This is a genomic window from Nocardia sp. NPDC056564, assembly GCF_042793755.1.
GTDB lineage: Bacteria > Actinomycetota > Actinomycetes > Mycobacteriales > Mycobacteriaceae > Nocardia.
Map to the genome: position 1 here is coordinate 115978 of NZ_JBHTUR010000003.1, position 13132 is coordinate 129109.

Here is a 13132-nt window from a genome sequence, read left to right on the forward strand (position 1 = left end):
GGTGTTCGGGTCAGCGGGCGGTGAAGCCGCCGTCGACCACCAGCTCGGTGCCGGTGACGCCGCCGGAGTGCGGGCCGGCGAGCCAGAGGCAGGCCGCCGACACCTCGGCGGCGGTGACCAGCCGCCCGATCGGGTGCAGGGCGGCGGAACTGCGCTCGTAGTCCTGCAATTGCGCGCCCATGTCCTCGGCGACCGCGCGGGTGCTGCGGGTGCCGAGCGCGGAGTTGTCCGCAACGGTGCTGGGACACACCGCGTTCGCGCGCACGCCGTTGCGGCCGTACTCCAGCGCGATGGCCTTGGTCAGCCCGACCACGCCGTGCTTGGCGGCGACATAGTTGGCGTACATCTCGAAGGCGACGCGGCCGCCGGTGGACGAGGTGTTCACGATGCGGCCGCCGCCCTGTTCGACCATGTGCGGCAACACCGCTCGGCAGCAGCGCCAGGTACCGCCGAGGTTGACATCAAGGGCCAGTTGCCACTGCTCCTCGGTCAGTTCGTGCGCGCGGCGCCCGCCGGGGCCGAGGATGCCCGCGTTGTTCAGCAGCACGTCGATCCGGCCGAACTCGTCCACCCCGGCCGCCGTCGCCTTGTCCACGGCGGCTTGGTCCCGGACGTCGGCGACCGCGGTCAGCACCCGGCTGCCCAGTCTGCGGCAGGATTCGGCGGTCTCCTCCAGATCGCGTCTGCTCGACATCGGATAGGGTCCGGCGTCCGGTTCGCAGTGATCGACCAGGATCAGGTCAGCGCCCTCGCCGGCGAAGAGCAGTGCGTGCGAACGGCCCAGTGCGCGCGCGGCGCCGGTGATCATGGCGACGTTCCCGTCGAGCAGCATCAGGCCTCCAGAGACGGTGTTCGGTCGTGCGGCGTCGAGCCCACCAAAGCTGTTGGACGGTCGATGGTTTCGGCCGGCGGGACAGGTAGCTGGCGGGCGAGACGAGGCAGCGTCAGCGCGAGGACGTCGATCGCGCGGTACAGGTCGCCGAGCGCGATGTGTTCGTCGATCGTGTGATCGAGGTGGGCGTCGCCCGGTCCGTAGGCGGCCATCGGCACGCCCCACGGGTCGAGCGTGTTCATGTCCGAACTGCCCGCCTTGAGCTTGAGCGTGGGGCGCACGCCCCTGGACGCGATCGCGGCGCGCAGCTGGCTGACCACCGGATCGGCCCGGGGGCGGGTCACGCCGGGCACCCGTTCGTCGACCCAGATCCGGCTGTGCGGAAGGCTCTTGGCGAAGCGTTCGAGGGCGGCGAAGTCGAAGCCGGGTGGTACCCGGCAGGTGAGGAACGCCTCGGCACGGGCGAGGTCGCCGCGCAGCCAGGTGAGGGTGCCGGTGGCCACCCCGAACGCGATCGGATCGGCCTCGGGCGAGAGTCCACGCAGATAGCCCTGGATCTCCGCGGCGAACCGGACGGCCCACTCGACCGCGGTCGGTTCCGGGCTGCTGGTGTGCAGGGGCGGCTGGTGCATTTCGTAGCCGATGCCGGTCCGGCCCTTGTAGCCCAGGCAGATTCCGTCCCAGCCGCTCGGTTCGCCGATCACCACCGCCGCGGGTTTCGGGACCGTGGCCAGTACGTGCAGCGCGCCGCGGCCGCCGGCCACCTCCTCGCCGACCGCGCCCACCACGTGCACGCGCACGTCGCTGCTGCGCGCGGCGGCGCAGATCATCGCCACCATGGCGCCCTTGGCGTCCACCGCACCGCGGCCGTAGAGCAGATCGCCGATCTGGCACACCGGGACTCGGCCGGGGACGGTGTCGATGTGTCCGAGCAGCATCACGGTGGGACCGGTGCTCGGGCCGATCACACCGTGCACATTGCCGACCTCGTCGACGTGTGCGTCGAAACCCAGCGCGGTCAGCTGTTCGGCGAGGAACCCGGCGACCGGCAACTCCTCGCCGGACACCGAGGGAATGCCGACCGCGGCGCGCAACAACCAGGCCGGATAGTCGCCCTGCAGGTCGAGCGGGCGGACCGGGCGGGATCGGGCCGTGGCCTGGCGTGGGTCACTCATGCGGCACTTCCTTCGCGCACCCAGGTGCCGCCGCCGGCCAAGGCCTGCTGGATCGGCCGCACTTGATGAGCCGAGGCGATACTCACCCGCGCGACGGTCCGGCTGGCGCGCAGTCCCGCTCGGACCTTGTGCCGCATCCGTCCGCGCACGACGTCGCCGGTCAGGTGCTGCGGGCCGACCTCGATGATCCGACTGGCCGGGTCGGCGGGGTCGGACAGCACGCCGCACACGTCGGTGAGCAGGACCAGGGCCGCGGCGTTCAGTGCCGCGGCGAGCCGGGCGGCGACCTCGTCGGCATCGACATTGAGCAAGTTGCCGTCGGCGTCGCTGGCCGGCGGGGAAACCACGGGGACGTCGCCGCGCGCCAGCAGCACGCGCAGTAGGCTGGGTTCGACATGGTCGATCCGGCCGGACTGGTCGTCGCGGATCAGCGTGGTCCGGCCGGCCCGCACCGATCGGATCGCGGGTTTGCGGGATGCGGTGATCAATGCGCCGTCCGCGCCGCTGAGCCCGACCGCGGACGCGCCACGCAAGCGTAATCCGCTGACCAGTTGGGGTTTCACCTGCCCGAGCAGGGTCAGGGTGAGGACCGCGAGCATGCGCGGATCGGTGCGTCTGCTGTGCGTTCCGTCGGGCGATTCGATCACTTCGCGCGGCACCGCGAGCCGGTCGGCGAGCCGATCCGCGTCGACGCCGCCACCGTGCACGAGCACCACCGGCTGCCCAGCCGCGGCCAGCTCGGCCACCTCGTCGAGCACCGGTTCCGGGTCCGTGCCGCCGCCGATCTTGACCACGATCACCGCGTCCCGCACCGGTCCCGGCGCGCTCCGGCCGGATCCTTGTCGCTGAGCCGTCATGTCCCGCTCTCTCCGATCAGGCGGGATGCAGGCCGGGGAAACCCAGACCCGCGTCCTCGGCCAGGCCACTGGCTACGTTCAGGCTCTGCACGCCGCCACCCGCCGCGCCCTTGACCAGGTTGTCCAGCGCGGCGACCAGCACGATCCGGCCGCCGTCCGCGTCGACGGCGCAGCCGATGTCGACAAAGTTGCTGCCGGACAAGAACTGTGGATCCGGCATCCGATGCACGCCGCGACCGCGCGCCACCACCCGGACGAACGGGCGGTCGCGGTAGGCCCGCTGCAAGACCCGCAAGACCTCCTGCCGGGTCACCGGCCGCGGCGGCGTGACATGACAGACCACCTGCACACCGCGCACCGCGGGCACCGCCGTCACGGTCATCCGCGCCCGCACCCCGGCGAGCTCGGCGATCTCCGCCTCGTGCCGATGCCCGGCCGGGCGGTAGACCCGGAAGGCCTGCCCGCGCTCGGCATGATGGGAGGCCGGCGTCGGCTCGGCGCCGGAACCGGATGAGCCGGTCCGCGCGTCCACCACCACGTCGCCGGACACGAGCCCCGCGCGCCGCACCGGCTCCAGGGCCAGGATGGCGGCCGTCGCCATGCAGCCGGGAACGCTGATCCGGGTGGCGCCGGCGAGCTCGTCGGCGAACAGTTCCGGCAGCCCGGTCCGATACGCGACACCCGACGCCGACACGGCGCCCGCACGGAAGTCCGGGCTCAGATCCACGATCGTCTCCGCGCGCTCGCCGACACCGGCCTCCAGCTCCGCGGCCGCGCCCATCGACACCGCCAGAAAGGCGACACTCACTCGATCGAGCTCCGGCGGCGCGTGGAAGGTCAGCCCGAGATGATGCAGATTCGGGTGCACCTCCGATACCGGCCTGCCCGCGTACCGGCGCGAGATGGCTTGCACCAGCTCCAATTCCGGATGTCCGTGCACCAACCGGAGCAGTTCGCCACCGGTGTAGCCGGCCGCGCCGACGACGCTCACCTTCACTACTCGCCCCAGTCCTCTTCGACCTCGGGCGCCAACGCCAATACGACGGGTTCGGTCGCCACCACCTCGAGTTCGCTCGTGCAGTGTTGACAGATCACGATCTCGGCAACCAGCAGGTCACTGGACAGTTCCACCGAATCCCGGCACTCGGGACACTCCGCACTTACTGCGGTAGTCATGGGTTGCCTCCCGTAGATTGTGTGACTACTGTCTATATTCACACTGCAAAAACTAACACATACTTCACGTCAACACACCCCAGATCGCACAGCCAAAGGGACGCGGAAAACCCGACGTGACCACGGGGCAGGCACTGGCAGAAGCGATCGCATCGTATTCGAGTCGCCGACTCGGTTCGGCTGCCTCATCGCGGAATAGACAGGGAGACACGGGCGGTGGAGATCGAGCTGACTGGTCGCGCGAACCGGGGTGGACCGGCAGGCCGCGGCGGCCCAAAAACCCGACAACATCTACATGACGACTATGTAGAGTCTGTATCGACATGCGGCATGTTCCGCACCGGAGAAGTGGTCCGCGCCCATGCCTGACACCGGCCTCGCGCTACTCGGCGGACCGCGCGCCGTCCCCAAGGACACCGCCGGCGGCGACTGGCCGATCGTGACCGCGGCGGATGAACAGGCCGTGCTGCGCGTGCTCCGCAGCGGCAAGCTCAACGCCGCCACCCCCGCGGAACCCGAGGTGGGCGAACTGGAAAACGCGTGGGCCGAGGCCACCGGAACCCGGCACTGCGTCGCCGTCGCCTCCGGCACCGCCGCCCTGCACCTGGCCCTGCGCGGCCGCGGCATCGGCCCCGGCGACGAGGTGATCGTCCCGGCGCTGACCATGAACGCCACCGCCCACGCCGTCTACGCGGCCGGCGGCACCGCCGTCTTCGCCGACGTGGAACCCGAGACCTACACCCTCGACCCGCGATCCGCCGCCCAGGCCACGGGACCACGCACCAAAGCCCTGCTGCCGGTGCATCTGCACGGCCTCCCGGCCGACATGCCCGCGCTGCGCGAGCTGGCCGATCGCCTGGGCATCCCCGTGGTGGAGGACGCCGCCCAGGCGCACGGCGCGGAACTCGACGGCCGCCGCGTCGGCGCCCTCGGCGCCGCGGGCTGCTTCAGCCTGCACCCGCACAAGAATCTGCCGACCTGCGGCGAGGGCGGACTGATCACCACCGACGATGACGACCTGCACGAACAGCTGGTCCGGCTGCGCAACTTCGGCGAACTGACCCCGGCCGGCGCCCGCACCTACATCGCCCACCGGGCCGCGCTCAATGCCCGGATAGCGCCGGTGGCCGCGGCGTTCACCCTCTCCCAGCTGACCCGCTTCGACGACGCCGCCCGGCAACGCGAGCCGCACATCCGCGGCTTCCTGAACCGACTGGCCCAACTGCCCGGATTGCGCGTGCCCAGCGTCCCGCCCGGGCGCACGCACGCTTGGCACATCCTGCGCTTGATGCCCGATCCCGCGGCGTTCGGCCTCGGTCCCGAGCATCGGACCGGACTGCGCGCCGCCCTGCACCGGGTGCTGCGGGCCGAGGGCGTCCCGGTCTCGCAGTATCAGGTGGTCCCGCTGCCCGCGCACCCTGCGTTCCGGCGCGCGGGGCTGCCGGAGTCGGCCGCGCTGGACGAGGTCGCCGAGCGCTTCCCGGTCACCGCCGCCGTGGTCGACGGATCCCTCTGCCTGCAACGCCGCCACCTCGATCCCGCCGCGGGCCCACTGCTCCAGCGCTATGCCGACGCGTTCGAAAAAGCCTGGCAAAACCTCGATCTCATCCGCCGCATGGCCGGCTCCCGCCCCGCGCCCGGCTGGCGCGAAGTGCTCCGCAAGGGCTGAACACCGACTCGAAGGGAGCCGACATGGCCATGGCCACCACCGGCCCGCCGCATTCCCCCGCGTCGGGTGACTCCGCACCGCAGGCAGACGCCACGCCATCAGCGAATGCCGCAGCACCGTCACGTGATTCCGCGGCGATGGCGCGCCGCATCCGCGAAGACGTGATCCGGATGGCGGGTGGGCCCGAAGGCGCGCATGCGGGTGGCAGCCTGTCCAGCGCCGACCTGATTGCCGTCATCCACGCCGAATTGCTGCGCCCCGGCGACTCTTTCGTGCTCAGCAAGGGCCACGCGGCGCCCGCGCTGTACAGCGCGCTGGCCCAGCTCGGCCGCATCCCCGCCGAGGAGCTGGACACCTACGCCCGCCCGGGCAGCCGACTGTTCGGCCATCCGCCGTACGAGCTGCCCGGAGTCGAATTCGCCACCGGCTCACTCGGTCACGGTCTCGGACTCTCGATCGGTCTGGCACTGGCCGAACAGTTGTCCGGCGGCGACCGACACGTGTACACCCTGCTCGGCGACGGCGAACTGCAAGAGGGCAGCGTCTGGGAGGCGGCCCTGCTGGCGGGACACCTCAAGCTGCCCGGACTCGTTGCCGCGGTGGATCGCAACGGATTACAGATCACCGGTCGCACCGAAGACTGCGTCGGACTCGAACCGCTCGACGCCAAGTTCACCGCGTTCGGCTGGCAGGTGCGCGGTATCGACGGGCACGATCCGAGCGCGTTGCGCGCGGCGCTGCGGCCGTCGCCCGACGGTCCGGTCATGGTCATCGCCCGGACAGTGAAGGGCCGCGGTGTGCCGTTCCTGGAGGACCGGGTGGCGGGGCATTACGCCAAACTCAAGCCAACGCTGGTGCGCCGGGCACTGGCCGCGCTCGCGCGACCGGCAGGCGGCGCGTCATGACAGGCAGACCGATCACCCCGGGAGTCGACTCGGCTCAGATCACCGACTTACCAACGTCTTCCGATCTTCGCCCGGTCACCGACCACCCGGCTACCATGGATCCGACTGCGGCACCGCAGGTTCCGGAGCTCGGCCCCGATCCCCGCGCCGCCTACCGCGAAGCACTCCTGGAGCTGGCCGCCGCCGACCCGCGGGTGATCTGCCTCGACTCCGACACCGGTGGCCTGGAGCACACCTTCGGCGAGCGATTCCCCAGCCGCTACATCAACGTCGGCATCGCCGAGGCCAACCTGATGACGGTCGCCGCCGGACTCGCCCGCCGCGGCTTCATCCCGTACGTGCACACCATGGCCACCTTCGCCACCCTGCGCGCGGGCGAGTTCCTCAAGCTCGACATCGTCGGCAACCGGCTACCGGTACGGGTGATCGCCACCCACGGTGGCGTGTCCGCGGCGCACTTCGGCACCAGCCATTTCGCGCTGGAAGACCTGGCGGTGACCCGCGCGCTGTTCGACCTGGCGATCGTCGTCCCCGGCGACGCGCGCCAGATCGCCTCTGCCACCCGGCAATTGCACGATCTAACCGGTCCGGCCTACCTGCGCCTCGGCCGCTCGGCCACCCCGGCGCCACCGGGCCGGACACCCGACCTCGTGCTCGGCAAGGCCAGGGTGCTGCGCGACGGCGCGGACGTGACGATCGTGGCGACTGGCCCGCTCCCCTTGCTGTTCGCCCTCGAAGCGGCCGACGAGCTGGCCGCCGGGGGCATCGGCGCGCAGGTCGTCGACCTGCACACCCTGCACCCGCTGGACCGGGACGGACTGCTGGCCGCGTGCCGCGGCCGCGCGGGCGTGGTCACCGTCGAGGAGCATCGCCCGCAGGGCGGCCTTGGCGACGCGGTCGCCGAGGTGGTGTCGGCCGAAGCGGCCGTGCCACTGCGCCGATTGGCGGTCCGCGGGCGCCCGGGCACGCGCGTGCACGACCAGCGGACCGGGTTGCGGGCACATGGCGTGAGTACCGAGGCCGTGCTGGACGCCGCGCGAGGGTTGCTCGCCCGGAAGCCGGACGACCGGACCCACGAACCGAATGATCGACCGATGCAGCAACCGGCGCAGCACAGTGCCGCTGCCCTTTGACGAGGTGATGACGATGGACAGTCCGGCAGGGGTCCGCGACGAGGCCCGAATCCGCTACGTGCAGAGCGTATTCCAGCGTGTACTCCAGTTGAAACACGAGACCACCCCGGACGACGAGTTCTTCGCCCTCGGCGGTACCTCGCTGACCGCCATCGAAGTGCTCGACCTGATCGAAGCCGAACGGGGCGTGCGCGTGCCTGCCCGGAAGTTCTATCAGGCCACCGCGATCCGCGAACTGGCCGGTGAACTCCCGCCGAACGCCACCGAAGGAGGTGCGTGAGCATGGCGTCGCAACCTCGTGATCATTCGACGACATCAGTTGCTGGAGGAAGTCCCATGGAGGAACCCACGCTGAAGGCGGTCCCCGGGCCGGCGGCCGGCCCGCCGGAACCGGCGGTGGACCGCACGCGAAACATGCCCTCGCTCACCGGGTTGCGCTTCTACGCGGCGATGGCGGTCGTGCTGTGCCACGTCGGGATCAATGTGCTGCCGCGGTTGACCGACTCGCGGCCGGTGATCGGCACCTTCCACGCCATCGGTATCGCCGCGCTGTCGTTCTTCTTCGTGCTGAGCGGGTTCGTGCTGACCTGGGTCACCACCAAAAAGGTTCCGGTGCGGCGGTTCTGGCGGCGCCGGTTCTTCCGGGTCTACCCGAACCATCTGGTCACCTTCGCCGTGCTGTGCGTGCTCGCCGCGCTCGCCGGCCATGCCCTGTCGGCTCGTGACACGGTGGCCACATTGTTCCTGGTGCACGCGTGGATTCCGGACCAGCACCTGCTGTACAACCTCTGGTCGAACGCGCCGACCTGGTCGCTGGGCCTGGATCTGCTCTTCTACCTGCTGTTCCCGATCCTGCTGCCGCTGGTGCAGAAGATCCGTCCCGAGCGCCTCTGGTCTGCGTTCATCGCGACCTACGCGCTGATCTGGTCGGTGCCGTTCGTGGCGACCCTGTTGCCCGCCTCGGAGATTCAGCAGGGCACCGGCGTGCCGTGGTTGCGGATGTGGTTCATGACGTTCTTCCCGCCGGTGCGGATGCTGGAGTTCATTCTCGGCATGGTGCTGGCGCAGATCCTGATCCACGGCAAGTGGATTCGCTTCCCGCTGCCGGTGGCGCTCATGCTGCCGATCCTCGCGGTGTTCGCGCAGGGCGTGCTGCCGCTGCGGTTCGGCGTCGCGGTGCTGCAGGCGCTGCCGATGGCGCTGGTGATCGGGGCGGTCGCCACCGCCGATCTCGGCTCGCGGGCAACGGCATTCGGCGGCCGGCGGATGGTGTTCCTCGGCGAGATCTCCTACTCGATCTACCTGATCCACTGGCTGGTCGTGGCCTACGGCCCGATCGGGCGCACCTCGCCGGGCTGGGGCGGGGATCCGAGCGGAACCTCCTCGTGGCCCTGGGTGATCGCGTTGTCGGTGGTGACGATCGCGGTCAGTATCGGGCTGGCCGTGCTGTTGCATCTGTATGTGGAACGGCCCGCGATGAATCGATGGAGTCGTTCGAGCCGCCCGCCACAGAGCGCGCCCACCACCGCGGCACCGCGATAACGGCAACGGTCCAACTCGACCAGGCGATGGCCTTTCCGGAGACAACCGGAAAAGCCATCGCCTGGTCGACTTCTGTTGGCGGAGAGGGTATTACCGCCGCTCAGACCGCGATGCTGGCGGCCAGCGAACGCACCGTCGGCGACTCGTACAGCAAACCGACACTCACCTGCCGCGCGAGCCGCTCGCTCAACGCCGCCGCCAGCTGCACCGCCCGCATCGAGTCGAACCCGAGCCCGAAGAACGAATCCTCCCGCCCCACCCGGGCCACCGCGAGCACGGCCGCCGCGGCCCCCGCCACCAGCTCTTCCAGCCAGCCCTCAGGAGCGACGTAGCCAGCGCTCCCCGCGCTGATGGCGGCCAGCAACGCCACCCGGTCCGGGTCGCCGCTGCGGTCCCGCTCGATCCGCGAGGTCACCGCCACCCGGGCGAAGACGGCGTGACCGGCCAGCCTGGCCGCCACCGCCGCCCGCACCCGCTGCGGATCTGCCCCCGGCCGCGGCACCACCGCGACCGCGATTGTCCCGCTGTGCAATTGGTCGGCGGCCAGGAACGGCTTGATCTGCTCATGCGCCGGATCGGCGCCGAGCAGCAGGTGCGGCGCCCCGACATGCAGCGCACGCAACAACGCGACCGTCCCGGGCACCGGATCGATCAACGACAGGCCCCGATGCCGGGCGGCCGAGACCAGTGGGCTGCCCTGGTTCATGCCAGGCCCGCCCCACATGCTCCAGGCCAGGCTCTGTGCCTGTCTGCCCGCAGCCGACCAGCGCTGCGCCCAGCCGTCCAGTACCGCGTTGGCCGCGGAGTAGGCGCCGAACCCGGTGCCGCCGAACAGTCCGTTGACGGACGAGAAGACCACGACGGCCGTTTCCGGCCGGGTGCCGAGGATCGTGTCGATGGCGACACAGCCGCCCGCCTTCGGGCGCAGCATCTGGTCCAGCCAGTCCGCGGATTCGGTGCGTAACTCGTGCTCGGACAGTCGATCCCACTGCGGCGCGACCGGAGCGCCCGCGAGGTGCAGCACCAGATCCAGCCCGCGCCCCCAATCCGGCTCGGCCGCCGTCACTTCCCGGGCCAGAGCCTCGGGGTCGGCCACATCGACCTGGCGATATCGGACCTCGCCGACTGTTGCGAGAATCTCCAGTTCCGCCCGGGCGTCGGCGTCGAGTTCCGCCACGGGCGTCCGTCCGACGATCAGCAACCGGGCACCGTGCGCGGTCACCAGATGCTCGGCGATGGTCCGCCCCAGACCGCCGAGTCCGCCGGTGAGCAGGCAGGTTCCGCCGCGCGGCAGCACGCCGGTCGGCACGTCGAACTCCTCCGGTAGCGGCACCGTGCGCAACCGCTGCTGCCACGGAACTCCGTCCCGCACGGCGACCACGTCCTGGTCGTGCCGCTGTTGCACTAGCGCGGCAAGCACATTCGGGTCGGCGTCGGCCGCGGCGTCGATCAGCGCGCAGCGGGCGACGAGTCGTTCCGCGCGCGCGGTCCGTACCAGGGCGGTCAGACCGACCCGGCCCGGCACCACCGGGTCGCCGGGAAGGGCTTGCGCGGCACCGGTGGTGAGGACGGTCAGCTCGGCGTCGGGCCGGACCCGCGCCAGCACACCCGCCGCGGTGAGGAACTGGGCCAGCACGCCGGCGTCGGCGACATCGGTGACCTCTCCGGTGGCGACGAAAAGCACGTGCGGCGCCTCGGATCCGACCAGATCCAGCGCCTGCTCCAATGCCTGCCGGAAGTGGACATGGTCGCCACCGACCGGGATCCGAGCATCGGCCTTCCCCAGCCAATCGACCGCAGGACCGCTGACACAGGCGATCACCGGACCTTCGGATCGCGGTCGCAGCGGCAGCTCGGACGGCTCCCAGCCCACCGCGAGCGCCGCCACACCCGCGTCGTCGTCCGTGACTTCGGGACCGGCGCCGTCGGCTTCCCCGCCGTAGCACCGGTCTTCGAACCGCCCGGCATGCCAGCCCTCGAACAGCCTCTCGCGCTGCACTTTTCCGCCCTGCTGCCGGGGAAACTCCGGCGCCGTCACGGGCACCAGATAGGTCGCCCGCAACGCCAGGTCCCGCGCCAGCGCAACCCGGATGGCGTCCACCAGCGCGGGCACGTCCTCGGTTTCCGGCACGAAGAACACCACCAGCGCGTCGGTCCCGGTGTCCTCGTCGGGCACCCCGACCACCGCCGAACAGGCCGGCCGCACGCCCGAGACCTGCTCGACCACCGCCTCGATCTCGTGCGCCGGGAAGTTCGCCCCGTTGACGATCACCGTGTTCTTCCCACGGCCGGTGAGATACAACCGGCCGTCGCGGAGAAAGCCCAGATCACCGGTATCGAACCAGCCGTCGGCGGTGAAACTCTCCCGATTCGCCCGCTCGTTGTGCGCGTACCCGCGGTGCACAGTGCGCCCGGAAACGTGCAACCGGCCGACCCGCCCTTCGGGCAGCACGTGCCCCTGGTCGTCGGTAATGCGCAGCGCCACACCGGGTATCGGCGTCCCCGCCTCGGCCACCACCAGAGCGCCAGGGGTGCCGACCGGCAGTTCGCGCAGCCCACCGTCCAACGAGGCGGGCTCGAGCGTAATCGTCCCCGCCGCTGGATCATCGAGGCGCATGCGGGCGTAGGTCACCCCCGACGACGTCTCCGACATCCCCCAGCACAGCACCATGGCGTCGGGCGGGAGCCCATGCGGCACAAGCAGTTCCACGAATCGCCGGGCGGTGCGCGCCACCACGGCCTCGCCCGCGTTGCAGATGTTCGTCAGGCTGCTCAGATCCCAAGCGCCCGCGGCGATATCCTCGGCCCGCTGGCAGACCAGCGAGAACGCGAAGTTCGGCGCCCACGTGCAGGTCGCCCGGAACCGGTCGACACAGTCCAGCCACCGCAGCGGACGGCCGATCACCGACTCCGTCCGCAGATTGACGTGCTCGCAGGTGAGAAACACGTCCCGCAGATTGAACATGATCATCCCGCCGACGTGGTCGAGCGGCATCCAGTTCAACGACACCTCGTGCTCGGTGAAGTCGTTCGCGTCGATCGCGGCGTAGGTCCGCGCGACGATCGTATGGTGGTAGTGCTGAACGCATTTGGGCGTGCCGGTGCTGCCGGAGGTCAACAGGTTGACCACCAGCTGCCCCGGATCGGGCACCGTCCAGCAGGCCGGCTCCGGCGCGGGCAACGTACTCGCGTCCAGCACGCGCAACGCCGCGCCGCGGGGCAGCCGTTCGCCCAGCGAGCGCACCCCGGCGAGCAACTCGGGATCGGCGACCACCGGCGGGTGTCCGAGCAGTTCCCAGGCGGCGACCAGCTTGCGCACCCCGGCGTTGTCGGTGCCGTACTCCGGTGCCGGGGCCACCGCGGTCGGCAGAAATCCACCGAGCACGCAGGCCCACCAGGCGGTGACGAAGTTCCGGCTGTCCGCACACTGCAACAGCACCGAATCGCCCACCGCCAGCCCGTGTCCGCGCAACCCGCCGAGTATCCGGCGCGCGTCGTCGTACAACTCGGCGTAGGTCTGCCGATCCGTGCTCCCGTCGGGCAGCACATAGGTGGTGCCGCGATCCGGGGCCACCCGCGCGGCGCGGGCCAACGCCTCCGGCAATGTCGACACCGCGTCGGCGGGCAACACCGGCTCCGCCCCACGGGTCGACGCGGGCCGGTCCGGCGAGATCGCGACACCCGCAGGCACGCCGCTCGCTCCCGCCGTCCGCCGAGTCCGGCGGGAACGTAGCTGCCGGTCGTACACGGCGGCCGCGTCGAGCACGCCTGCCGTGTCTGCCGCGATCCGGGCGATGTCGTCCGGCGCGATCCGAATGCTTGGGCTGGCGGCAGTGCGCACGC

The 13132-nt window shown here is 70.9% G+C and carries 11 protein-coding genes; 5 read left to right on the forward strand and 6 right to left on the reverse strand.

Features of this window, described 5'->3' with window-relative positions; translation table 11 throughout:
- Positions 1–10: 10 nt before the first annotated feature.
- The 5 genes from ACFQ9K_RS08505 to lysW are packed head-to-tail and all read right to left on the reverse strand — an operon-like array spanning position 11 to position 4040.
- Positions 11–832, reverse strand: coding sequence for an SDR family oxidoreductase (locus tag ACFQ9K_RS08505; RefSeq protein ID WP_378714724.1), 822 nt, complete (start codon positions 830–832; stop codon positions 11–13).
- On the reverse strand, positions 832–2007 hold the full coding sequence (locus ACFQ9K_RS08510; RefSeq protein ID WP_378714723.1) for a M20/M25/M40 family metallo-hydrolase: 1176 nt from the start codon (positions 2005–2007) through the stop codon (positions 832–834). The genes ACFQ9K_RS08505 and ACFQ9K_RS08510 overlap by 1 nt, the downstream gene beginning before the upstream one ends.
- On the reverse strand, positions 2004–2864 hold the full coding sequence (argB, locus tag ACFQ9K_RS08515; protein WP_378714721.1) for an acetylglutamate kinase: 861 nt from the start codon (positions 2862–2864) through the stop codon (positions 2004–2006). Before argB ends, ACFQ9K_RS08510 begins: the two co-directional genes overlap by 4 nt.
- Positions 2865–2880: 16 nt before the next feature.
- A complete protein-coding gene (gene argC / locus ACFQ9K_RS08520; protein ID WP_378982987.1) occupies positions 2881–3855 on the reverse strand; it encodes an N-acetyl-gamma-glutamyl-phosphate reductase in 975 nt (324 codons plus the stop codon).
- Positions 3856–3860: 5 nt separating this feature from the next.
- Positions 3861–4040 (reverse strand): lysine biosynthesis protein LysW, encoded by a 180-nt coding sequence (lysW, locus tag ACFQ9K_RS08525; protein WP_378714717.1) that lies wholly within the window; start codon positions 4038–4040, stop codon positions 3861–3863.
- 361 nt (positions 4041–4401) lie between these two features.
- Between lysW and ACFQ9K_RS08530 the strand changes: the two genes are divergently transcribed.
- The 5 genes from ACFQ9K_RS08530 to ACFQ9K_RS08550 all read left to right on the forward strand — a co-directional run bounded on the left by ACFQ9K_RS08530 (position 4402) and on the right by ACFQ9K_RS08550 (position 9289).
- Positions 4402–5709, forward strand: coding sequence for a DegT/DnrJ/EryC1/StrS family aminotransferase (locus ACFQ9K_RS08530; RefSeq protein ID WP_378714716.1), 1308 nt, complete (start codon positions 4402–4404; stop codon positions 5707–5709).
- Between the two features lie 23 nt (positions 5710–5732).
- Entirely contained in the window at positions 5733–6614 is an 882-nt protein-coding gene (locus ACFQ9K_RS08535; RefSeq protein ID WP_378714714.1) for a transketolase, read from the forward strand.
- A 95-nt stretch (positions 6615–6709) separates the two neighbouring features.
- A complete protein-coding gene (locus ACFQ9K_RS08540; RefSeq protein WP_378714712.1) occupies positions 6710–7747 on the forward strand; it encodes a transketolase family protein in 1038 nt (345 codons plus the stop codon).
- A gap of 13 nt (positions 7748–7760) precedes the next feature.
- On the forward strand, positions 7761–8027 hold the full coding sequence (locus ACFQ9K_RS08545; protein WP_378714711.1) for an acyl carrier protein: 267 nt from the start codon (positions 7761–7763) through the stop codon (positions 8025–8027).
- A 56-nt stretch (positions 8028–8083) separates the two neighbouring features.
- On the forward strand, positions 8084–9289 hold the full coding sequence (locus ACFQ9K_RS08550; protein ID WP_378714710.1) for an acyltransferase family protein: 1206 nt from the start codon (positions 8084–8086) through the stop codon (positions 9287–9289).
- A 100-nt stretch (positions 9290–9389) separates the two neighbouring features.
- Here the strand turns inward: ACFQ9K_RS08550 and ACFQ9K_RS08555 are convergent, their stop codons facing one another.
- Positions 9390–13130 (reverse strand): SDR family NAD(P)-dependent oxidoreductase, encoded by a 3741-nt coding sequence (locus tag ACFQ9K_RS08555; protein WP_378714709.1) that lies wholly within the window; start codon positions 13128–13130, stop codon positions 9390–9392.
- Positions 13131–13132 lie beyond the last annotated feature (2 nt).